General features: G+C 71.0%; 18 protein-coding genes. 11 read left to right on the top strand and 7 right to left on the bottom strand.

Features of this window, described 5'->3' with window-relative positions; translation table 11 throughout:
• Positions 1-135 precede the first annotated feature (135 nt).
• Together I4J89_RS31740 and I4J89_RS31735 are read right to left on the bottom strand one after the other, a co-directional pair.
• Positions 136-1,365, bottom strand: a complete 1,230-nt coding sequence (locus I4J89_RS31740) for a serine hydrolase domain-containing protein (RefSeq protein WP_196417811.1) — start codon at positions 1,363-1,365, stop codon at positions 136-138.
• A 104-nt stretch (positions 1,366-1,469) separates the two neighbouring features.
• Entirely contained in the window at positions 1,470-1,898 is a 429-nt protein-coding gene (locus I4J89_RS31735) for a MerR family transcriptional regulator (RefSeq protein WP_196417810.1), read from the bottom strand.
• A gap of 36 nt (positions 1,899-1,934) precedes the next feature.
• On the opposite strand from I4J89_RS31735, the gene I4J89_RS31730 reads away from it, so the two are divergent.
• From I4J89_RS31730 to I4J89_RS31720, 3 genes are all read left to right on the top strand, one after another.
• Positions 1,935-2,603, top strand: coding sequence for a class I SAM-dependent methyltransferase (locus tag I4J89_RS31730; RefSeq protein ID WP_196417809.1), 669 nt, complete (start codon positions 1,935-1,937; stop codon positions 2,601-2,603).
• Between the two features lie 104 nt (positions 2,604-2,707).
• The gene (locus tag I4J89_RS31725) at positions 2,708-4,294 is read left to right on the top strand and encodes a methyl-accepting chemotaxis protein (protein WP_309238555.1); all 1,587 of its coding nucleotides are present in this window, start codon (positions 2,708-2,710) and stop codon (positions 4,292-4,294) included.
• Positions 4,295-4,363: 69 nt separating this feature from the next.
• Positions 4,364-5,074, top strand: coding sequence for a VOC family protein (locus tag I4J89_RS31720; protein WP_196417808.1), 711 nt, complete (start codon positions 4,364-4,366; stop codon positions 5,072-5,074).
• 162 nt (positions 5,075-5,236) lie between these two features.
• Here the strand turns inward: I4J89_RS31720 and I4J89_RS31715 are convergent, their stop codons facing one another.
• Complete coding sequence (locus tag I4J89_RS31715; protein ID WP_196417807.1) at positions 5,237-5,782, bottom strand: hypothetical protein; 546 nt, start codon at positions 5,780-5,782, stop codon at positions 5,237-5,239.
• Between the two features lie 100 nt (positions 5,783-5,882).
• Here I4J89_RS31715 and I4J89_RS31710 point away from each other — a divergent pair, with 100 nt between their 5' ends.
• The 3 genes from I4J89_RS31710 to I4J89_RS31700 are packed head-to-tail and all read left to right on the top strand — an operon-like array spanning position 5,883 to position 9,465.
• On the top strand, positions 5,883-7,130 hold the full coding sequence (locus I4J89_RS31710) for an amidohydrolase family protein (protein WP_196417806.1): 1,248 nt from the start codon (positions 5,883-5,885) through the stop codon (positions 7,128-7,130).
• Entirely contained in the window at positions 7,127-8,368 is a 1,242-nt protein-coding gene (locus I4J89_RS31705; protein ID WP_309238554.1) for a YcaO-like family protein, read from the top strand. The genes I4J89_RS31710 and I4J89_RS31705 overlap by 4 nt, the downstream gene beginning before the upstream one ends.
• Positions 8,369-8,370: 2 nt before the next feature.
• On the top strand, positions 8,371-9,465 hold the full coding sequence (locus I4J89_RS31700; protein WP_196417805.1) for a TfuA-like protein: 1,095 nt from the start codon (positions 8,371-8,373) through the stop codon (positions 9,463-9,465).
• Here I4J89_RS31700 and I4J89_RS51660 read toward each other — a convergent pair.
• Entirely contained in the window at positions 9,428-11,482 is a 2,055-nt protein-coding gene (locus I4J89_RS51660) for a B12-binding domain-containing radical SAM protein (protein WP_196417804.1), read from the bottom strand. The genes I4J89_RS31700 and I4J89_RS51660 overlap by 38 nt on opposite strands.
• 132 nt (positions 11,483-11,614) lie before the next feature.
• Between I4J89_RS51660 and I4J89_RS31690 the strand changes: the two genes are divergently transcribed.
• Both I4J89_RS31690 and I4J89_RS31685 read left to right on the top strand, forming a co-directional pair.
• Positions 11,615-14,104: a lantibiotic dehydratase gene (locus I4J89_RS31690; RefSeq protein ID WP_196417803.1), complete on the top strand. Its 2,490-nt coding sequence runs from the start codon at positions 11,615-11,617 to the stop codon at positions 14,102-14,104.
• On the top strand, positions 14,031-14,870 hold the full coding sequence (locus I4J89_RS31685) for a thiopeptide-type bacteriocin biosynthesis protein (protein ID WP_196417802.1): 840 nt from the start codon (positions 14,031-14,033) through the stop codon (positions 14,868-14,870). The genes I4J89_RS31690 and I4J89_RS31685 overlap by 74 nt, the downstream gene beginning before the upstream one ends.
• On the opposite strand, the gene I4J89_RS31680 is transcribed toward I4J89_RS31685, so the two are convergent.
• The 3 genes from I4J89_RS31680 to I4J89_RS31670 all read right to left on the bottom strand — a co-directional run bounded on the left by I4J89_RS31680 (position 14,835) and on the right by I4J89_RS31670 (position 17,626).
• Entirely contained in the window at positions 14,835-16,382 is a 1,548-nt protein-coding gene (locus tag I4J89_RS31680; protein ID WP_196417801.1) for an MBL fold metallo-hydrolase, read from the bottom strand. The two genes, I4J89_RS31685 and I4J89_RS31680, sit on opposite strands and share 36 nt — an antisense overlap.
• On the bottom strand, positions 16,364-16,675 hold the full coding sequence (locus I4J89_RS31675) for a hypothetical protein (protein ID WP_196417800.1): 312 nt from the start codon (positions 16,673-16,675) through the stop codon (positions 16,364-16,366). Before I4J89_RS31675 ends, I4J89_RS31680 begins: the two co-directional genes overlap by 19 nt.
• A gap of 186 nt (positions 16,676-16,861) precedes the next feature.
• A complete protein-coding gene (locus I4J89_RS31670) occupies positions 16,862-17,626 on the bottom strand; it encodes a L,D-transpeptidase family protein (RefSeq protein WP_196417799.1) in 765 nt (254 codons plus the stop codon).
• Between the two features lie 212 nt (positions 17,627-17,838).
• Here I4J89_RS31670 and I4J89_RS31665 point away from each other — a divergent pair, with 212 nt between their 5' ends.
• The 3 genes from I4J89_RS31665 to I4J89_RS31655 all read left to right on the top strand — a co-directional run.
• Positions 17,839-20,112 (top strand): beta-L-arabinofuranosidase domain-containing protein, encoded by a 2,274-nt coding sequence (locus I4J89_RS31665; RefSeq protein ID WP_196417798.1) that lies wholly within the window; start codon positions 17,839-17,841, stop codon positions 20,110-20,112.
• A 313-nt stretch (positions 20,113-20,425) separates the two neighbouring features.
• Positions 20,426-21,478, top strand: a complete 1,053-nt coding sequence (locus I4J89_RS31660) for an arabinan endo-1,5-alpha-L-arabinosidase (RefSeq protein WP_196417797.1) — start codon at positions 20,426-20,428, stop codon at positions 21,476-21,478.
• An 8-nt stretch (positions 21,479-21,486) separates the two neighbouring features.
• A partial coding sequence (locus tag I4J89_RS31655) for an RICIN domain-containing protein (protein ID WP_196417796.1) occupies positions 21,487-21,724 on the top strand: 238 nt, incomplete at its 3' end.

Genomic DNA, 21,724 nt, shown 5'->3' with positions numbered 1-21,724 from the left:
GCTTCACCTGTTTCGTCGCGCGCATGGGGATGCGCTCCTGGGGGATGGGGCGAAACATTGGTGTGCCAGGAGATCGGATCGGTTGCCCGGATCCACCTGTGACCGTCGTCACAGTTACCGGGTCAGGACCGGAGGTCAGTCCTCAAGTGCCTGGTAGAGCGTGGTCCAGAAGTCGTGGATGAGCCGCGCCGAGTCCGGTACCGACATCCCGACCTGGGTGAGCAGGATGCCGACGAGCTGGTTGGCCGGGTCGGCGTACGTCGTGGTGCCGGCTCCGCCGTCCCAGCCGAACTGGCCGATCGGCGCGTAGTCACCGCGGTAGGTGCGCACCGCCATCCCGAAGCCCCAGCCGCCGTGCTGCCCCTGGCCGAACGACACGTGGACGTTGTTGATGGCCATGGCGTGCCGGGCGGCCTGCTGCTCGGGGGTGAGACGGTTGGTCGTCATCAGCTCGACGGCGGGCCGGGACAGGATCCGTTCGGTGCCGTGCGTGCCGTGGTTGAGCAGCATCCGGAAGTAGGCGTGATAGTCGTCAACCGTGGAGTTCAGCCCACCGCCGCCGCCCGGGAACGCCGGAGGCCGGCTGTGGCGTCCGCCCTCGGCCTCGTCCCACACGTGGAACTCACCGGTCTGCGGGTCCGGGGCGTAGAGCGGCGGGAGCCGGTCCATCCTGTCGGCGGGCACGTGAAAGCCGGTGTCCGTCATGCCCAGCGGCTCGAAGACACGTTCGCGCAGGAACGTCTCGAAGGACTGGCCGGTGACCCGGGCGACGAGCACTCCGAGCAGGTCATTGCTGATGTGGTACTGCCAGCGCTCGCCGGGCTGATGCATCAGCGGCAGCGTGCCGAGGCGGCGCATCCACTCGTCCGGCTCCGGCATCGGCTGCGGCAGATCCGGCGTGAGTCCCTGTTCGAAGATCGCGCCCATGATCGGGGCGCCCAGCAGCGTCAGGTCCATGCCGAGACCGAAGGTGGACGTCAGCAGGTCCCGCACGATGATCGGCCGCCGTGCGGACACGGTGTCGTCCAGCGGGCCGTCGATCCGCTTCAGCACCCGCCGGTCGGCGAGCTCGGGCAGCCAGGGATCCACCGGGTCGTCCAGCCGCAGCCGGCACTCGTCGAGCAGGATCATCGCCGCCGCGATCGAGACCGGCTTGGAGGTCGAGGCCATCCGGAAGATGGTGTCCCGGCGCATCGGCGGTCCGCCGTCATGGCGCATCGTCCCGAGCGCCTCCACGTGCGTATCGCCGCCCCGGCTGACCAGGGCGACGAGCCCCGGGATCTTTCCCGAATCGACATGCCGTTCCAGCACGTCGCGCAGCATGTGCAGCCCTGCCTTGGTGAAGCCGCCGTTGCCGGATTCCATCGTTCGTCTCCTCGCGTCCGTCGTGACACCAAGAGCGTCGCCGTCGCGCGGGACGGCATCAACGGCGAATCCGGCAGGCACCCATAACCCAGCGATTAACGAAGTCAGTGCACTCGCGCGTGGCTCTCCTCGAGTGAGAGCCCGCGCATGCGCCCCTCGATGATGGACCGGAACCGGGGGCAGGTCATCGGCTCGGCGGCCGGGCACTTCCGGCCGTGCTCGAGTGCCGTGCGGGCCACCTCGATGCGGTGCTGCTGCTCGGCCAGCCCGGCCAGCTTGTGATCGATCATCTCCTGCCAGCCCTGGCGCTCGCCGGCGAGCAGGCGTGCGATCTCGGCGAGCGAGAACCCGATCTCGCGGAAGAAGAGGATCACACCGACCTCCTGCACCGCCGACGCGGCATAACGCCGTCGTCCGGCCGGCCGGGCCGCCGGGCGTACCAACCCGAGTTCGTCGTAGTACCGCAGCGCGGTGGCCGGCACGCCGGTCCGGTCGGACAGCTCGCCGATCGACAGCAACGCGGTGGCAGACATTGACTTCGAGCGTACTCGAGGTGGTTCGCTCCGCTGATGGGCATCGAACAGGGCATGCTGGGGCGCTTCCTCCGCTGGTGGGCCGCGCACGGAGGGCTGGCGCAGTTCCACCACCCGACCGGGGCCGGCGGGCACGTCGCCGGCTGGATCATGGGCCGGCGCTCGTCGAACGTGGCACGCAACCGCTGGGCGGTACGGCTTCTCGACGTCCAGCCGGCCGACCGGGTCATCGAGCTCGGCTGCGGCCCGGGCGTGGCCGTCGCCGCCCTCGCCACCCGGGCGACCCGGGGATCGGTGGTCGGCGTCGACCACTCGCAGGTCATGATCCGCCAGGCCCGCCACCGTAACCGGGCCGCCGTACGGGCCGGACGGGTACGCCTGATTCATACACCGGTCGAGAGCCTGTCCAGCGGCTTCGTCAGCGACGGGCCGTTCGACGCCGCGCTGGCGGTCAACACGGTCGGCATGTGGCCCGACCCGGCCGCCCGGCTCCGCGAACTCGCCCGGCTGTTGCGGCCGGGCGGGCGCATCGCGCTGGTGTCCCAGCCGCGCTGTCCGGGTGCCACCGCGGCAACCTCGTCGGCGGCCGCCGGTGAACTGGCCGGGCTGCTCATCGAAGCCGGGTTCGAGCACCTCCGGACCGAGATGCTCGAGCTGGACCCACCGGTGGCGTGCGTCCTCGGGCAGAGATCAGGCACGTCGTGATTGCCCGGTTACGCCCACCGCGGAGCCATGTCGTGATGATATGAGGATATTGGCTGCCGCGGCGTTCCCTGCCGCGCCGGCGAGCCGGGCGGGGGGTCACGGTCGTGCGGTGGTTCACGGACCTGTCGGTACGGGTCAAGACGTATCTCGCGGTACTCGTGGCGTTGATCACGGCCGTGGTGGTCGGGCTGGTCGGGTTAACCCGGCTGTCCGACGCGGCCGACGCCAACGAGTACCTCTACAGCCAGAATCTGGTGCCGGTCGCCGACCTCAGTGAGGTCCGGGGCATGGTGAACCTGAGCTGGGCGGCCACGCTGGACATGGCGGTCTCGCGGAACGCGGCCGGCAAGGCAGCCGCCCGGGACGCCATGGCGGCGGCGGACGAGAACCTCGAAGCGGCGTTCGCCCGGTACACCGCCACCGACATGACCGGCCGGGAACAGGAAGTCGCGAAGTTCGAGGAGAACTGGGCCGCGCTGAAGAAACTCCGCGACGAGACCATGGTGCCGATGGCGGAGCGTAACGACATCGCCGGTTTCGCGGCTGCCCGCGACGATCAGGCCCAATCGCTGCGGCAAGCCGCCGTCGACGCGCTCAAGGGCCTGGTCGCCATCGAGCTCGACGTCGCCGCGGAGCAGCGTACGCAGACCGCCGAGGCGTATCGCACCGCCCGGACCATCGTGATCGTCGCTCTGCTGATCGGTGTCCTCCTGGCCGGTGCGGTGGCCTTCGTCGTGATACGCGGCATCATGGGCACCATCACCGCGGTACGGCAGGTCACCCAGGCGCTGGCCGGCGGTGACCTGACGGTGACCGCCGACGTGCCCAGCCGCGATGAACTGGGCCGGATGGCCGCGGAGCTCAACACGGGCACCGACGCCGTACGCGACAGCGTGAACCGGATGGCCGAGGTCGCCGTCACGCTGGCCGGATCCGCCCAAGAGCTGTCGGCGACCAGCAACGAATTGCAGGCCGGCGCGAACGACACCTCGGACAAGGCCACCACGGCCAGCCTCGCCAGCGAAACCACCAACGCCAGTGTGCACACCATCGCCGCCGGCGCGGAAGAGATGAGTGCCTCCATCGCCGAGATCGCCAACAACGCGGCGCAGGCCGCCCAGGTCGCCAACCGGGCCGTCACCGTGGCGCAGGCCACCACCGCCCAGGTCGCCGAGCTCGGTGCGGCCAGCGCCGAGATCGGCGCCGTGGTTCAGTTGATCACCAGCATCGCGGAACAGACGAACCTGCTGGCGCTCAACGCGACCATCGAGGCCGCCCGCGCCGGTGAGCTGGGCAAGGGCTTCGCCGTCGTGGCCGGCGAGGTCAAGGAGCTCGCCCAACAGACCGCCCGGGCCACCGAGGAGATCACCAATCGGATCGCCACCATCCAGGCGTCCAGCGAATCGGCGTCGACGGCGATCGGTCAGATCACCGGCGTGATCAACCAGATCGGTGACTACACCACCACGATCGCCTCAGCCGTGGAGGAGCAGACGGCGACCACCGCGGAGATGAGCCGCACCGTGTCGGAAGCCGCCGCCAGCAGCACCGATGTCGCCCAGTCGGTCTCCGAGGTGGCCCAGGTCGCCACGACCACCGCCGCCGGCGCGCGCACCACCCAGGAGGCCGCCGACGACCTGTCCCGGCTCGCCGCGGAACTCACCACCCTCGTCGACCACTTCCGCCACTGATCTGCGTCAGGTCCGCCATGGCCGCCTTCCGGCGGAAGATAGCCTGACACGACTCAGGAGGCAGGCCCGATGATCGGCACATTGCGCGCGGTGGTGCTCGACGCCCCCGACGCCCGGCGGCTCGCCGCGTTCTACACCGCCCTCGGCGGATGGACCGAGCTGTACGCCGAGGACGACTGGATCGCCATGGAGACCGGGGACGGGTGGCGCGTCGCCGTCCAGCTCAGCCCCGGCCACGTTCCGCCGCGCTGGCCCGATCCGGCGTACCCGCAGCAGGCCCACCTCGACCTGCGCGTCCCGGACCTCGACGCCGGCGAGGCGCTGGCGATCGAGCTGGGCGCCCAGCTACTCCGCAAGAACGAGAACTGGTACACGCTGGCCGACCCGGCCGGGCACCCGTTCGACCTGTGCCTGTTCCCGGCGAAGCAGGAGACCACGCTGATGGGCGTGATGCTCGACTGCCCGGACGCCAAGGAGCTGAGCACGTTCTACGCCGAACTCCTCGGCAAGCCCGTCACCTACGAGGCCGACGGCATGGCGATGATCGGCGAGGACGGCGCGCAGCCGGTGCTGTTCCAGCAGATCAGCGAGTACCGCCCGCCGCGCTGGCCCGACCCCGCACACCCCCAGCAGTTCCATCTCGACGTCACGGTCGGCGACGTCGACGCGGCCGAGGCGGCGGTGCTCAAGCTCGGCGCCACCTCACTGTCCGCGAGCGGGGAGAACTGGCGGGTCTACGCCGACCCGGCCGGCAAGCCCTTCTGCCTCTGCTGGGATTAGACCCGGGTCGAGGTCTGCCTGCCGGTCCGGCTTCTTCGGGGTACGCGTGACCGGCGACCCGCCGAAGCCGACCCGTCCCCGCTCTCCCGGCGCGAGCCCGGCCTTCCGCACGGCCCCAGCGCGACCGCCGGGAAACGTAGTTTCATTCGGTCCGGATAGGACTTAACCGGGTGCTGACGGGAGCTCGAAGCGCCCGGCCAGCCAGTCCGACTGGGGCACGGCCACCCCACGGATGCCGAGGCTCGCCCGGGCCGCCTGGTAGAAGCGGTCGCGTGTCTCGTTGGCGTGGTCGATCGCAGCGGCCAGGTCGAACTCGGCCGGTGTGAGGCCACGGGCGTAACGGGCGATGTCGGTCACCGCGGCACGCCACTCGCGGCCGGCGGTCACCGACGCGGCGTCGCCGAGCAGGAGGACACTCTCCCAGGTCTTCGTCCGGCGGATGTCCGCCTCTTCGATCCTGGCCAGCGCGTGCTCCCGGTCCACACCTTGGCGAAGCGCGTTCAGGTCGGCGACCCGGAGCGCGTACGTGTGCACCTCCTTCACCGCGTTCGCGAATTCGATGTACGCCTGGAGCCTGCGCTCGTCCCACCGCACCGCTTGCTGCCGCTGCCACCGCGAGCGGTCCGCGATCCCGGTGGCGAGGATGGTCCCGCCGGTTCCTACTAGGACACCGAGCAGGACGGGTAGTTGCTCTATCAATGCGCTCACGGACTCATGGTGAACGGCCGCCACAACGGGACGGGGCCGGGGTTCGCGCCATCTGACAGCCGTTTGACGGATCGGCGGGCGGGCGCGAAACGTTGCCTAGATGAGCGATGAGGCCGACGGACGCCACAGCCCGGCCGCTGATGTGACCTACGCAGCCGGTCGACCCATTCATGATGTCGACGCCCACCTGATGGAGGACGAGGGGTGGCTGGCCCGCCACGCCGACCCCGGTTTCCGCGATCGGATTCCGCCACTGGACATGCACGGGATGGGCGAGATCTCCGCCAAAGTCATCGAGGAGGCCCGCTCGGCGGCCGCGGATCCCACCGAGCGCGAGCGCGCCGAATCGGAGTTGCTGAACCGGAAGAACTGGGCCGCGCTCGGCGCTTTCGAGCCGGCCGACCGCAGCCGGGCACTGGATCTGCTCGGGTTCCGGTCGCAGTACGTCTTCTCCACGTACGGCCACATCCCGCTGCTGAATCTGCCGTCCTCTCCCGGGATCACCGATCCGGAGGTGCTGTACGCGGCGGTCCGCGCCCACAACCGGGGAGTGACCGCGTTCTGCGCGGACGACCCCCGGCTGCTTCCGGTCGGCTGGGTGTCCCTCGACGTCGCCGAGCTGGCCGTGAACGCGGCGCGGGAGGCGCTCGAGTTCGGCTGCGCGGCGATCGAGGTGCCGAGTTATCCGGTCGGCCCGCTGAGCCTCACCCATGCGGACTTCGATCCGATCTTCGCGATGCTGGCGGAGTCCGGGCGCCCGCTGCTGTTCCACGTCGGCGGCGGTGGGCGGCTGGTGGCTCCGGTGTTCGCGGAGAACGGGCGGCCCAGGCAGCCGCGGGCGCAGGGGCACGTGCCGCTGATTCCGGCGCTGACCTACATGGGCATCCCGGCTCCGGTGGAGCTGGCGGTCGCCGCGCTCGTCTTCGACGGGGTCTTCGAACGGCATCCCGGGCTGCGGTGCGGCGTCATCGAGCAGGGCGCCACCTGGGTGCCCGGCTTCCTGCGGCGGCTCGATCTGGCCTGGTACGAGTTCGTCGGCCAGCGGTCCCGGACACTACCTCTGGCGCCGAGCGAGTACGTGCTGCGCCAGGTGCGGTTCACGCCGTTCCCGTACGAGGACGTCGGCTGGCTCATCGACCAGACCGGCCCGGAGCTGTATCTCTTCTCCACCGACTTCCCGCACGACGAGGGCGGTGTGGAGCCGCTGGAGTCCTTCATGGCCCAGCTCGACGGCCGGACCGGCGACGAGCAGGACATGTTCTACTGGCGCAACTTCGAGGAGCTGGCCGGCCAGGGTCTGCCGTCCGCGTTGCGCGTACCCGATGGTTCGTCCTGGTCGGCGCGGTGAGCGCGGCTGCCGTCCTGGGCCGGCCGGTCGAGAAGCGGTACTACGCCGGCACCCATCGGACCCGGTCGCCCGCCGAGACCCTGGCCGTCGTCCAGCCGCTGCTGGCCGGCTGCGGGATCACCCGGGTCGCCGACATCACCGGCCTGGACCGGATCGGCATCCCGGTGTTCATGGCCATCCGGCCGAATTCGCGATCGCTTGCCGCGTCCCAGGGCAAGGGCCTGGACCGGCTCGCGGCCAAGGCCTCCGCGGTGATGGAGGCGATCGAGCTCTACCAGGCGGAGCACGTCGCGCGCCCGATCCGGTTGCAGAGCCACGCGGAGCTGTCCCGTTCGCTTCCGGTCGCCGATCCCGCGGCGTTGCCCGGGATCCGCGGGTCGTTGTTCCGCCCGCACTGGCCCATTCCCTGGATCGAGGGTGTCGAGCTGGGTTCCGGCGATCCGCTCTGGGTGCCGTACGAGCTGGTGCACGCGGACACCACCGTCCCGCCCATGCCGGGCAGCGGCTGTTTCGATCGCGGCACCAACGGGCTCGCGTCCGGCAACACCCTGGCGGAGGCGGTGCTGCACGGCCTCTGCGAGGTGATCGAGCGGGACGCGCTGGCGCTCTGGGAGCACCAGCCGGAGGACGTACGTGACCGGCGCCGGTTGGCGCTGGACGCGGTCGGCGCCGCGGCCGTCACCGGCCTGGTCCGCAAGTTCGCCGAGGCCGGCGTGCACGCCGTGGTCTGGGACGTGACGAGTGACGTCGGGGTGGCCGCCTATCGCACCGTCATCTTCGACGCCACCACGGATCCGCTGCTCAACCCGGTGGGCGCGGCCTTCGGGGCGGGCTGTCATCCGGATCCGGTCGTCGCCCTGGTCCGCTCGCTGACCGAGGCGGCGCAGAGCCGGCTCACCGCCATCGCCGGTTCCCGCGACGACCTCAAGGCCGGCTACTACGGTCCGGAGCAGGCGGCACGGGCGCTGGAGCGGTATCGGCGCCTGGCCGACGCAGCGCCGCCGGGGGCGCGGTTCGAGGAGGCGGAATCGCTCGCCACCCCGACGGCCGAAGGGGATGTGGCGGTGGTGCTGTCCCGGCTGCGCGACGCCGGTCTCACCGTGGCCGTCGCCGTGGACCTGTCCGAGCCCGGCTGCGGCGTACACGTCGTCCGGGTTGTCGTGCCGGGCCTGGAGGGACCCACCGAGTCGCCGGTCTACCGGGCCGGTGCGCGGGTCCGAGCGCTGGCCGGGCGCTGACCATGCGGATGTTCGTCTTTCTCGGCCCGACGCTCGCGGCTGCCGAGGCGGCGCGCCTGCTCCCCGCTCGGTATCTGCCGCCGATCCAGCGCGGCGACATCCTGCGCCTGCTGGAGTCGCGGCCGGATGCGATCGGGATCGTCGACGGCTATTTCGACAGCGTCCGGTCGGTGTGGCACAAGGAGATCCTGGTCGCCCTGCGGCGCGGCGTGCATGTGTTCGGGGCGGCCAGCATGGGCGCGCTGCGGGCGGCCGAGCTGGCGCCGTTCGGGATGGTGGGCGTCGGTGAGGTGTTCCGGTGGTATCGCGACGGGATCGTGGACGCCGACGACGAGGTCGCCGTCGTGCACGGTCCGGCGGAGTCGGGCTTCCGCCGCATGTCCGACGCGCTGGTCGACATCCGGGACGCCTGCCGGGCGGCGCGAGAGGCCGGGGTGATCTCGGCGGAGCTGGCCCGGACGCTGGTGTCCAGGTCCGCCGAGCTGCACTACCCGACCCGTTCCCTACGGCTGCTGCCCGGGTTCGCGGCCGAGGAGGGCCAGGATCCGGCCGCGCTGCGCGACTTCCTCGACGGGTACGGCAGCGGGCTCAAGGAACGCGACGCGCGCGCCCTGCTGACCCACATGGCCGAGGTGCGGGACCGCCGGCCGGGCCCGCTGGAGGTGGACTATCACGTCGAGCGCACGGTGTTCCTGGAGCGCCTGGAGCACGAGATCGAGCTGACGTCCAGCGCCGGAACGAGCCGGCCGCCGGCCGAGGAGGACGTGCTGCGTACCGGTGAGACGGTCGCCGTGCTGCGGAAGAAGGTGCTGCTGCGGCTGCTGGCCCGGCAGGAGGCGGAACGCCTGGGGCTGCGCGCCGGCGACGACGAGGTGCAGCTGGCCGTGGACGACTTCCGGCGCCGCTGCGGCCTGCTCACCCTGGCCGACACCCAGGCCTGGGCGGCCGCCGAGGGCGTGACGAGTGACGACCTCGTCGAGGTCATCACGGACGGTGTGCTCATCGACAAGCTGGAGCAGCTGTACGGACACCGCATCGACGGCGGCCTGCCCCGCCAGGTCAGGATGTCGACTGCCCGTGGATGGCGGGAATCCTGACGCCGCTGCCGGCGGCCGGCACGAGGCACAGCGCGCGTACGCCCAGCAGCCGGTCGATCGCCACCCGCAGCTCCGCGATCAGCGCCGCCCGCTCGCCCGGCGCCACGGCGAACCGTTCGGCCAGCGTCTCCAGCAGCTCGTCCACGGTCATCGGCACCGCAGGTACGGCGAGCACCGCCACCGCCGCGGCGCCGACGGTCGTACTGGCCGTCAGCGTGCGAACCGTCTTGGCCGACGCCCCGGCCACCCGGACATCGGCGGCCCAGGCCAGGCTGAACCGCAACGGGTCTCCCGGCTCGGGCAGCGACAGCCGGTACTCGAACGCCGAGCCCTCGTAGTGCTCGGCGTAGAGCACCGCGTACTCCTCGAAGGCGGGCCAGAGGCTGTCCCGGAACCGCTCGCGCAGCGCCCTGGCGAACTCGCCGAGCAGCTCCTCCACCCGCTCGCCGCTCATCCCCCGAGTGTTGCGCCAGTTCAGGACGCTGATCGGGAAGTCCCGGCCGGCCAGGTCGGCCTGATCGATCTCGATGCCGTAGCGCCCGGGCTCGTCGGCGTACGGCGTCCGCAGGTCGAGGCCGAAGCCGTGGATGTCGAAACTGTTCCTCGGGTCGCCGAAGATCTCACCCTGCTCCTCGAAGAAGCGCAGGGTGTCGCGGGCCGACGACTCGGGCTCCTCCGGGAAGCCGATGATCGAGAAGACGTGATAGCCGATGCCGGCGTCGCGGCAGGCGCGCAGCACCCGGTACGCGGTCTCCACCCGGATGCCCTTGCGCATGTGGTCGAGCGTGGCCTGGTTCGCCGACTCCAGCCCGAAGAACAGCTTCCGCAGGCCCATGGCGTAGAGCCGCTCGCACACGTCCGGCGTGAAACCCCGCTCGAACCGTGCGTAGCCGACGAAGCGAGCGTCCACGCCGCGTGCCGCCAGCGCCTCGCCGAGGTGCACGAGGGATCGCGGCGACAGCGTCTCGTCGGTGAGCTCGAAGCACCGCGCCCCGTGCCGGTCGCGCAGGGTCGCCACGTCGCCGGCGACCCGCTCCGGTGGCCGGACCCGGTACGGCTGCTCGGCGATGGAGTTGATGAACGGGATGTCGCAGAACTTGCAGCGGTTGAAGTAGCAGCCCTTGCCGAGCAGGAGCGGCAGTACCGGTGCCGGGGCCAGGTAGTCGCGCAACGGGAGATCACCGAAGTCCGGGGTGGGCAGCCGGGCGACGTCCTCCGCGCGGGTCGGTCCGATGCTCGGCGTACCGTGCCGGTCGAGGACCATCAGGTTCGGCACCCGGGTGAGGTCGCGCCGGCCGTCGAGCTCGTGCAGGAGACTCACGAAGGCGGTCTCCCCCTCGTACGGGACCAGCCCGTCGCAGAACAGCTCGAAGAATTCCGGCCGGCGCAGCAGCTCGGGGACGAATTTGGAGTAGACGGTGCCGCCGATGACGACGAAGTGTCCGGCCTCTTTGATCACGCGGGCCAGCCGGAGGCCGGGCAGGATCTGCTGGCCGTTGAGAATGGACACGCCGACGACGTCGGGACGATCGCGGGCCAGTTCCGGCAGGACGGAGTCGCGATAGAGCGGCTCGAACAGGTTCAGCCCGGGATCCGCCGTGGCGGCAGCCAGGTCGGCCAGCCGCGAACTGTCGATGCCGTCGATGCGATAGATCGCATTGCTGAAGCTGTAGTCCACCCGCTCGTGCCCCGCCGAGATCCGCTCGCACGCGGCCAGCAGGCAGGTCCGGGCCAGATGGTGGCGGTGCGGGTCGTAGAAGGCGACCGGATCACGCAGGTCGGCGAGAGCCCGCGGGACGTAGTCCACGACGAACTCGTCGTGTTCACCGGCCACGCCGGATCGTCGCGGCGCCGCCCGGAGGGCCTCGCCCTCCAGAAGACCGAGTAATCCCTCGAGATTGAGATCCCGGACCCGGACCTCGACGTCATTGGCGCGCAGAAAGGCGGCGAGCGAGGGAATGGCGAGGTGCGGGCTGCGGACGTCGGTTGCCGGTGGGAACAGCAGACTGACCTTCACCACGACCTCCCCTGTGCCAGGCCTCAGCCCGAGACTGTCATGGCCATGCCTTGATCGGTCCACGGAATACCGCACGAAATACGGATTCGGACATGTCCGCGCCGGCCTGCGGAGATACGACAGACTGGCGAGGTGGCGGCCGGAATCGAGATTCTGGAATGGGCTGTTCTGCGCGCCGCCGGGTGGCCGATCGAGATCACCGACCGATTCGCCGCTCCCGAGGTGGCCGAGGCCGCCGGTCGCCTGCTGGCGGTCGAGCGCCGGATCGCCGGCCGTCGCGAGACGACGCTGGCGCGGCTGCACCGGGCTGTCCCCGTGGTCACCGGAAACGCCGCGCGGCGCTGGTTGCTGGGCGTCCGGCGGCTCGTACACCAGGGCGACGATCCGCTGCCGGAGACGCCCGCCGGCGTCGCGGCGGACCTCGCACTGGTTCCCGGCCTGACCGCCCTGATCGCACAGGAGCGGGCCGAGCGGGCAGAGGCCGCGGCCCGGTACGCCGACCTGGCCACCGCCCACCGCGCGGAGCTGGCCCGGCAACGCGAAGCGCTGGCCGCGCTGACCGCCGAGGCCCGCTTCGGCCGGGCCCTCGCACTGGCCAACCCGGTCGTGGCGCGCTCCTGGGCCCGCCGGGCCGAGCCTCCGGTCCGGGCGCGAGACCTGCGGCTGGAGGCCACCGTGTTCCGCTACCTGATGCGCTCTGCCGGTCGGGCCACGCCGCAGGGCGCCTGGGCCGGTGTCGCCGCGCTCGCCCCGGCCGCCGGTGCGGCAGCCGAGTGGCGGATGACCCCGGCGACCCGCCGTTACCGCGCGCACGTCGACCTCGCCCCGTTCGCCGCCGCGGCGGCACACCTCGCCTGGCTGCCGCGCTACCGGCAGGACTACCCACTACAGATCAACCCGACGCTGCACGCGGCCGGCGACGCGTTCCGGTACGAACGTGAGCACCGCACCGACCGCCCGGAGTGGACGGATCTTCCCGCCAATCCGCTGTTCCAGGTGCTGATCGAGGTCTTCCGCGACGGCGAGCCGCGCCTCGCCACGCCACTGATCGACACCCTGGTGTCGGCGTCACCCGAGCCGGACCGGCTGCGCCCGGTGCTCGCCGAGGCCGTGCGGCAACTCCTGGACCGCGACGTGCTGCGCAGCGCGCTGCGCTTCCCGCCCGCACCCGCCGATCCCGAGGCGGCGATCCGCGAGTTCGCCGATCGCCTGGTCGAGCCCGACCGGTCACTCTGGACCGCCGTGGCGAACGAGGTGAGCCGGTGCTGCGCGGACCTGGCCGACGACTTTGACGACCACTCGCCCGAGGCGGTCGCCGCACTCGTCGCCCGGATCGGTGGCGAGATCGGCCGCCTGGGTGGTCCGCCGGATCCGCCGTTCGTGCATCTCGACATGGCGCTCCCCGTTTCGGCGGCCTGGACCCCGTCGCTGCGGCGCGCGGTTCGCGACGCGGCGCGCGAGGTGCTCGGATTCGTCGCCGCGGAGGGACTCGCCGAAGAGTTCCGGTCGGCCGCTGCCGGCCGGTTGACCCGCGCCATGCCGGCCGGCGACGGCCTTCCGCTGACCGAGCTCTTCTACGCGTACGGGCGGCAGCTGGGCGACGACCGTTCCGGAATCGAGGAGTGGGTGGAGAGCCGCGCGACCCGGCGGCGCCGGTGGATCCGGAGTCCTTCGAGAACGCCGTACCTGCTCCCGGCGTCCGCGATCGATCCGGCGCCGCGACCGGGGCCGGCGGGGACACTGTTGTTCACGGTGGGTGGCTCGCGGCTGGTCTTCCAGTTCGGCCGCCCTCAGCCGGCGTTGTTCGCGGCCCGCGTCGCCGCCCTGCTGGAGGACGGGCGGGGCGGTGTGATCACCAACCTGCGCGAGCTGTTCCGCGGCTGGGCGCGGCACGGTACCCGTACGGTCGAGGTGATCGGCGCCGACCCGGCCAATCGCAACGCCGCGGTCCGCCCCCGGATCGCCGATCTCGACCTCTGCGCCCACTCCCCGGACTGCCTCGAGTTCGGCGTACGTCTCACCGGCGACCGTGCCTGGCTGAGCAGCGCGACCGGTCCGCTGATGCCGGTCTACGGATCGGCGGCCCTGATCGGCCGGCGGGACGTGTGCAGCCGGGTCTTGTTCGCCCTCGCCATGGGACACGGCTGGGAGTTCGTCTCCGGCGGGTTCCCGATCGACGGCCGCGACCACCTCCCGGCCGTGCTGCTCCCCGGCGGCACCGTCCTGTCCCCGGAGCAGTGGGCCGTCGACGCGCCGACGGTTCAGCGGCTGGCGGCCGCCGAAGGCGCGGCCCAGTACCTGGAGTGGCGCCGCGAGGCCGAGCGCCTGGCCCTGCCCGGCCTGGTGTGGCTGCGCCGCGCCGGCTCCGGGGACCACCCGATCCTGCTTCGCACCGACAGCCCGCTCGCGGTGTCCTGCGTGTTCCGCGCCCGGCACGGCGGCGTGGTCCTCACCGCGTTGCCCGGCGATCGTCGCGACTGGCCGGTCCGCGACCCGCAGGGCCGCCACTATCTGGCCGAACTGGCGATCACCTGGCATGACGGCGACCATGGGAACAGCACACCCCGGGGAGGACACGATCTGGATCCAGGTCAACGCCGCGCTCTTCCCCGCGACCGCTGAGCAGCCGTTCGTGCCCTGGTCGGCGCTCGCGACCACGGTAGAACGGTGGCGCGCCGACGGGTACTTCGCGCGGTTCTACTTCGTCCGCAAGCCGCCCGGACTGCGGCTTCGCTTCGGCGGCCCGGACCTGGGTGAGCGGCTGGAACCGGCGCTGACGACCTGGCTGAGCGCGGCCGAGCGACGCAACGACATCCGCGGCTTCCGCTTCACCGGGTACGAGCCCGAGCGCCGCCGCTTCGGCGGAAAGACCGGGATGGGCATCGCGCACGACCTGTTCGACGCCGATGCCGCGCTCGCGCTGCGGTTCGAGGCCGGCGCGGCGAGCAGCGACCAGGATCCGCCGGTGTCGCGCCGGCTGCTCTCCCTGGCGATCTGCCAGGACCTGTTCACGCGCAGCCTGGACGACGGCGCCGAGGTGTGGGACGTCTGGAAAGGACTCGAGGAGGCCGTCGGCGGCGCCGCCGGCGTCCCGTTCCGGCCCGACCCGGCGGTGGTCGGTGAGGTCCGTGCCTTCCTGGCGGCGCCCGGTCCAGCGGCGTCCGCCGTGCTGGATCCGGCCCGGGTGGCCAACGCGCGGGTGTCGGCGGCGCTGCGGGCCGCCGTCAGCGCGGGCCGGCTCAGCCGGGGGCCGCGCAGGTGGCTGACCGCGGCCGCCGTCTTTCACTGGAACCGCTGGGGGTTGCCACTGGAGCTGCCACTGCTGGGCTCCTGCGTCGCGGCGATGGCGGAGTCAACCCAGCCGGACGGTGTCCGGATACGCCCATGAGTGGCCGGGCACCCGTACGACGCCCGCCTCGCCGGACACATCGGTGACCGAGTCGCCCGGGCGCAGCAACAGCACGCGTACCGGTGATGCCACCATCTCGCCGCCCGGCGCCCGGATACGCCGCCGCGCGACGTCGATGACGCGTTCCGGGTACGGGTCGAAGTCCGGATCCTCGGTCCCGGAGCCGTCCAGTTTCGGCCCGAGCCCGATCTCCCAGTGCCACGGCGCGCCGCCGTCCGCATACGGGACCAGATAGCGCGCCCCGAAGCGTTCCGCCACGTCCACCGCGTCCGCCGCGTCGGTCATCAGCTGATGCCGGCAGCCCCACAGCGTCGGCGGCACGAAGAGCATGAACGCCGCCACCGAGGAGAACACGTGCTGCACCGGGTACGTCGACCAGCCGCGATAGCCGGCGAAGACGACATCCACCGGCGGATGCTCGCGCCGCCACCGCTCGGGCACGTCCCGGACGTCGCCCGCGTGGTCGCGCCCGCTGTCGGCGAGGAAGGCGGCACTGAACGCCGGCGTCTCGACCACGTAGGTGTTGCCCACGTTGCGCACGTCCGGATGCAGTACCCGGCCGTCGCTCGGCTGCTCGCCGTAGAACGGCAGGGCGTGCACCACGATGTCACCGACCGTCTCGGCCTCGCCCCAGCCCAGGACGACCACGTTGGTGAAACCCAGTTCGCCCAGCCGGTGCCGCATGTCCGCACCGAGCACGGTCTCCCGCTCGGCGACCGGAACGATCACCCGGATGTCGGGAGGAAACCGGATCAGCGTGGCCGGATCGAAGTGGTCCGGGTGCGAGTGGGTGATGAGCAGGGCGTCCACGGTTCCCAGCCGGCCGGCGCCGAGGGGCTGGTAGGTGTCCGGGTAGGACGCGCTGCTCGGGAAGAGGAACGGGTCGACGACGACCGACGAGCGCGCCGAGCGCACCACGACCGTGTTGTGGCCCGCGAAGGTCAGGTCCCCGGTGAGAGCCGGTACGTCGTTCGAGGAGCGCAGCAGGCCGGCCTCGCGCAGGCGCTCGACCAGCCCGGCGATGTCCGGCGAGCCGCCGCTCTGCTCGGTGTAACCGTCGTGGGTGAGCCGCGCGATCACCTCGTGCACCCGCGGCCAGGCCGAGGCCGGCACCTCGGTGGTCACCCGGCCGCCCGCCGGACCTGCCACGCTCAGCCACCGCGGCGGGCAGTCGGCGACGTCCGGGTAGCGGACCTGCGGCAGCACGCGCCACGCACCGTCCACATCGGGCTCGGCGACGCCGGCGAACGCCTTGCTCGCCACCACGTCGGCGAGCAAGGCGGGCCCGGTACGCAGCACCTCGTCGAAGCCGTGGCTCCGGGCGTGCTCCAGGATCGGGGCGAAGATCTCGCGGGCGCTCCGAGACGGTCGCTGCGTCATCGGGCTGCCGAACGGTGTCATGTCGTCGTAGGCGACGGTCACTGACGCGTCGTCACGCAACCACCAGGTCACGATGGCCTCGGACCGCGCGGTCAGCAGAACCAGGGGCACATGATGGTGCTCTTGACCTCGTCGATCGGTGGCTTCACCTTGTCCGTCGGCTGGTCGACCAGCAGATCGCCACGGACGTAGTGCAGTTGCTCGACGCCCTGCTTGCCCTTGCCCTTGGCCTCGGCCTCCTCGCCGGCCGGCTTCTTGCCGGCGTCGCGCAGGACACGCCCGATCCGGTCCAGGCCCTCGCCCTCGATCTTCAGGGCGTCCAGCATCTCGTCGCGGATGAAATAGAGCTGTCCGTCGGCTCCACGTAGCACCGTGCCGCCGTCGGTCTGCTTTTCGTTGGCCATAATCTTTCTCCTTCGGACTCCATTCGAGATCGCCGGATTCTGATCAAACGCGCAGCTCACCGCCTTCCAGCATTGTGGATTCCCGGGGGATGTCAAGGCGCCGTCGGGTAGCGGTGCCTTCCGCCAAATAGGCAGCAACTGACCAATTCGGAGTGTCGCATTCGTGATCTGAAATGCCCGGCCGCGTCAGGCCCGGGTAATGACCTTCGACGGCCCCATCACGATGCGGGGACGCTTCGCCGGGTTCAGCCACTTGAGCAGCCGGACCATGTTGGACCGGCTGACCGACACGCACCCCGCGGTCGCGCCTTTGCCGCTGGCGTGCAGAAAGATCGCCGAGCCACGACCGACGTGCGCCGGCTTGCCGGCGACGTACTCACCGCGCTTCGCGTCCCACCGCACACCGGACGGCCGGTTGAAATTGATCACCGCGGCGTACGCGTACTGCGTCGGATATGCCGCGAGACGCTCCGCCTGCGAGATCCGCCAGGTGCGGTTGGGCGACGCCGACGGCTGAAAGAGGTTGTACGTCCGCGGATCGCGCCGATCGCCGACCCAGTAGTCGTTGCCGTCCACCTCGCGGTACGGCAACCGGGTCCCCGGATCCGGGCGGACACCGAATGCCCGCGTGATGGTGAATGTGCCGACCGGAGTCTGTCCGGTGTCCTGCACCCGGCGGTTGGCCCACGCCCACCCGCCGTACCCGGTGCGCGCGGCCATCGCCTTGAAGACCTGCCGCCACCGGCCGTCACCGCCGCGCTGGTAGGCCCGCAGAGTCGCCCGCGTCGACGACCAGCCCGGCGCGGTCACCACGATGAGTTGCCGCGCGTTGCCGATGTGCGCCAGATCCGCCGGAATCGACGCCGCGGCGGCCGGAGTCGCGGGAAGCAGAGCCGCCGTCAGCACTAGCACGAGAGTCGCCGCACGTCTCCGCATCAGGCCGGATTCCATCGCACCACCATACGGACCATGGCCGGCCGGCCGCGCAGACCTTCGCAAGCGTCGATGCGTTGACAGCGAAGTTACGCCGGTGTTTCAATGTGCGAACCCCAGCGTGTGAGCGATCACAAGTCGCATCCCCAGCTCAGGCGTTCCAGCAGGGAACCTGCCTGTTAGCGCACACATTCCCCAGTCCTGCTCTGGAAGCAGACCGGAGGTCGGAAATGTCCCCGCTCCCCCTCACCCGCCGCAGCGTGCTCGGCGTCGCCCTCGCCTCCGCGGCCGGACCCACTCTGCTGCGCGGCGCCCCGGCCGCCGCAGCCGTCATCCCGCCGGTCCGCGCCGACCTCGGCGTCGCCGCGTACCCGTTCGAGTTCGGCCAGGTGCGGCTGACCGCCGGCCGGTTCCTGGACAACCAGAACCGGACGCTCAACTACCTGCGGTTCGTCGACGTGGACCGGCTGCTCTATGTATTCCGCGCCAACCACGGCCGGTCCACCGGCGGCGCGGCGGCCAACGGCGGCTGGGACGCGCCCAGCTTCCCGTTCCGCAGCCACGTGCAGGGCCACTTCCTCACCGCCTGGGCGCAGGCCTGGGCGGTGCTCGGCGACACCGCCTGCCGGGACAAGGCCAACTACATGGTCGCGGAACTGGCCAAGTGCCAGGCGGCCAACGGCTACCTCTCCGGCTTCCCGGAGTCCGACTTCACCGCCCTGGAAGCGCGGACCCTGAGCAACGGGAACGTGCCGTACTACTGCGTCCACAAGACTCTCGCCGGGCTCCTGGACGTGTGGCGCTACATCGGCAACACCCAGGCGCGTACCGTGCTGCTGGCGCTCGCCGGCTGGGTCGACACCCGGACCGCCCGGCTCACCACCGCCCAGATGCAGGCCATGCTGGGTACCGAGTTCGGCGGTATGAACGCCGTGCTCACCGACGTCTACCAGCAGACCGGCGACGCCCGCTGGCTGACCGTCGCGCAGCGCTTCGACCACGCCGCGGTCTTCGACCCCCTCGCGGCGAACCAGGACCGGCTCAACGGGCTGCACGCCAACACCCAGGTGCCCAAGTGGATCGGCGCGGCCCGCGAGTACAAGGCGACGGCCACGACCCGTTACCGCGACATCGCCTCCAACGCCTGGAACATCACGGTCGGCGCGCACACGTACGCGATCGGCGGCAACAGCCAGGCCGAACACTTCCGCCCGCCGAACGCGATCGCCGCCTACCTGACCAACGACACCTGCGAGCACTGCAACACCGTCAACATGCTCCAGCTGACCCGGGAACTGTGGCTGATCGACCCGAACCGGGCCGGCTACTTCGACTTCTACGAGCAGGCCCTGCTCAACCACGTGATCGGCGCGCAGAACCCGGCCGACAACCACGGCCACGTCACGTACTTCACCCCGCTGCGCGCGGGCGGGCGCCGTGGCGTCGGCCCGGCCTGGGGCGGCGGCACCTGGTCCACCGACTACACCACCTTCTGGTGCTGCCAGGGCACCGGCGTCGAGGTCAACACCCGGCTGATGGACTCGGTCTACTTCCGCAACGGCAACACGCTCACGGTGAACCTGTTCGTGCCGTCGGTGCTGAACTGGACGCAGCGCGGCATCACGGTCACCCAGACGACCACGTTCCCGGCCGGCGACACCACCACGCTGACGCTGTCCGGCACGATGAGCGGCTCGTGGAGCATCCGGGTGCGCATCCCGTCCTGGACCAGCGGGGCGACGATCAGCGTCAACGGCACTTCGGTCCCGTCCGCCGCGCCGGGGACGTACGCCACGATCACCCGTACCTGGGCCGCCGGCGACACCGTCACCGTGCGCCTGCCGATGCGGGTCGTCATGCGCGCCGCCAACGACAACCCCGCCGTTCAGGCGATCACCTACGGCCCCGCCGTGCTGGCCGGCAACTACGGCAACACCGCGCTCACCACGCCGCCCACCCTGGACGTCTCGTCGGTCACCCGTACCACCGCCACCGCGAACGGCGCGACCGTCAACCTGGTGCCGTTCTACAACGCGCACGGCTTCAACTACTCCGTCTACTGGAACACGAGCACCGGCACGACCGGGACGTACAAGCTGGTCAACGCCGCCAGCGGGCTGGTCCTCGGCATCCAGGACATGTCGACCGCCAACGGCGGCCTGGCTCTGATCTGGGGCGACACCGGCACCGCCGACCACCGCTGGGTCCGGATCACCGACGGCGACGCGTTCCGCTTCCGCAACGTCAACAGCGGCAAGGTGCTGGGCGTCGACAACATGTCCACCGCGGACAACGCCCGCGTCCTGCAATGGGACGACAACGGGACCGCGGACCACCGCTGGGCGCTGCTCGACCAGGGCAACGGCACCTTCAAGATCCGCAACGTCAACAGCGGCAAACTGCTCGCCGTCCTCAACAACGCCACCACCCAGGGCGCCCAGGTGGTCCAGGAATCCGACAACGGCAGCGCCGACAACCTCTGGCGTCTCACACTGACAACCTAAAACCGCTATCTGGTACGCCCAGGCAGAGTCCCGCACAGCCCCGCGATCGCCAGCCAGCTTCCGGCCGTCCGGCGACCGCCGGGCTGCTGCGGTCGTTGCGCTGACCTGCTCAAACTTCCCAGAAGCCAACCACCCAAGCATATTGACGTACTACGATGTTAACGAGAACATCGGGGTTGCCCCGTCCCGGGACGCGCCGGCCATCCCCGGCGACAGGAATTCGCTCCGGAGTCCTCGTCGCCGGCCGGCGCGTCCGGACAGCGCCGCCGGCCCGTCCTGGCCGTCGGCGCCCCCTCCGAGTCGAAGGACGCTCATGATCTCGTCCGCATCCCCCGCGCGCAGATCCCGCATCCGTCTGGCGGCGCTGACGGCCGCGTTCGCCGTCGTCGCGGCCGCCGGCGTGGCTCTGGCCACCCGCCCGTCCGACGCGGCCACGCGAGCCGCCGTCCCGCTGGCCGCGGCCACCCCCACCACCCCGCCCGCGGCCTACCCGAACCCCGGCGTGGTGACCGGCGACATCGGTATGCACGACCCGACGATCGTGCGTCGCCCGAACGGCGGCTACCTGGTCGCGCACACCGGCAACAACATCGCCCTGAAGACCTCCACCGACCGGACCGCGTTCCGCAACGCGGGCGCCGTATTCCCCGGCGGCGCCTCCTGGACCACGACCTACACCGGCGGCAGCCGCAACCTGTGGGCACCGGATCTCACCTACCGCGACGGCCGGTACTGGCTGTACTACTCGGCCTCGACCTTCGGCTCGAACCGGTCGGCGATCTTCCTGGCCACCAGCACCACCGGCGAGTCCGGCACCTGGACCAACCAGGGCCTGGTGATCGAGTCCCGCTCCTCCGACAACTTCAACGCCATCGACCCGAACCTGTTCGTCGACTCCGACGGCCGGTGGTGGCTCAGCTTCGGCTCGTTCTGGTCCGGCATCAAGCTGGTCGCGCTCAACCCGTCGACAGGCAAGCGGGCCGACAACACGATCCACAGCATCGCCGGCCGGGGCGGCGGCGCGATCGAGGCGCCGGTCATCGTCAAGCGCGGGTCGTACTACTACCTCTGGGTCTCGTTCGACCGCTGCTGCCAGGGCGCTTCCAGCACGTACCGGGTCATGGTCGGCCGGTCGACAAGCGTCACCGGCCCGTACGTCGCCCGCAACGGCACCGCGATGAACTCCGGCGGCGGCACCCAGGTCCTCGCCGGGCACGGCAACATCCACGGCCCCGGTCACCAGGCCGTCCTGGCCGACAGCGACGCCGACGCGCTGGTCTACCACTACTACGCGAACAACGGCGCCTCGCTGCTCGGCATCAACCTCATCGGGTACGACACCGCCGGCTGGCCGTTCGTCTACTAGGAGCAGGCATGCGAAAGCGCATTCTCACGGCGGCGGCCACGGTGGTGCTGGCGTCCACCGGCACGGTCGCCGTCACCACCGACGCGTCCGCCGCCACCGTGCAGGCCGGCACTCCGTACGTGCTGGTCAACCGCAACAGCGGCAAGGCCCTGGACGTCTACAACCTGGCCACCACCGACGGCGCCGCGATCAACCAGTACACCCGTAACGACGGCGCCTGGCAGCAATGGAAGTTCCTCGACGCAG

The sequence above is a fragment of the Actinoplanes aureus genome (assembly GCF_015704865.1).
GTDB lineage: Bacteria > Actinomycetota > Actinomycetes > Mycobacteriales > Micromonosporaceae > Actinoplanes > Actinoplanes aureus.
Note: the sequence above shows the minus strand (reverse complement) of the source record. Positions and strands in the feature narration are given on the sequence as shown.

Bases quoted from the DNA above. Each gene is read 5' to 3' on its own strand.
- I4J89_RS31740 (WP_196417811.1), bottom strand. From the start codon at position 1,365: ATGGAATCCGGCAACGGCGGCTTCACCAAGGCAGGGCTGCACATGCTG.
- I4J89_RS31735 (WP_196417810.1), bottom strand. From the start codon at position 1,898: ATGTCTGCCACCGCGTTGCTGTCGATCGGCGAGCTGTCCGACCGGACC.
- I4J89_RS31730 (WP_196417809.1), top strand. From the start codon at position 1,935: ATGGGCATCGAACAGGGCATGCTGGGGCGCTTCCTCCGCTGGTGGGCC.
- I4J89_RS31720 (WP_196417808.1), top strand. From the start codon at position 4,364: ATGATCGGCACATTGCGCGCGGTGGTGCTCGACGCCCCCGACGCCCGG.
- I4J89_RS31710 (WP_196417806.1), top strand. From the start codon at position 5,883: ATGAGCGATGAGGCCGACGGACGCCACAGCCCGGCCGCTGATGTGACC.
- I4J89_RS31700 (WP_196417805.1), top strand. From the start codon at position 8,371: ATGCGGATGTTCGTCTTTCTCGGCCCGACGCTCGCGGCTGCCGAGGCG.
- I4J89_RS31685 (WP_196417802.1), top strand. From the start codon at position 14,031: ATGGGAACAGCACACCCCGGGGAGGACACGATCTGGATCCAGGTCAAC.
- I4J89_RS31675 (WP_196417800.1), bottom strand. From the start codon at position 16,675: ATGGCCAACGAAAAGCAGACCGACGGCGGCACGGTGCTACGTGGAGCC.
- I4J89_RS31670 (WP_196417799.1), bottom strand. From the start codon at position 17,626: ATGGAATCCGGCCTGATGCGGAGACGTGCGGCGACTCTCGTGCTAGTG.
- I4J89_RS31665 (WP_196417798.1), top strand. From the start codon at position 17,839: ATGTCCCCGCTCCCCCTCACCCGCCGCAGCGTGCTCGGCGTCGCCCTC.
- I4J89_RS31660 (WP_196417797.1), top strand. From the start codon at position 20,426: ATGATCTCGTCCGCATCCCCCGCGCGCAGATCCCGCATCCGTCTGGCG.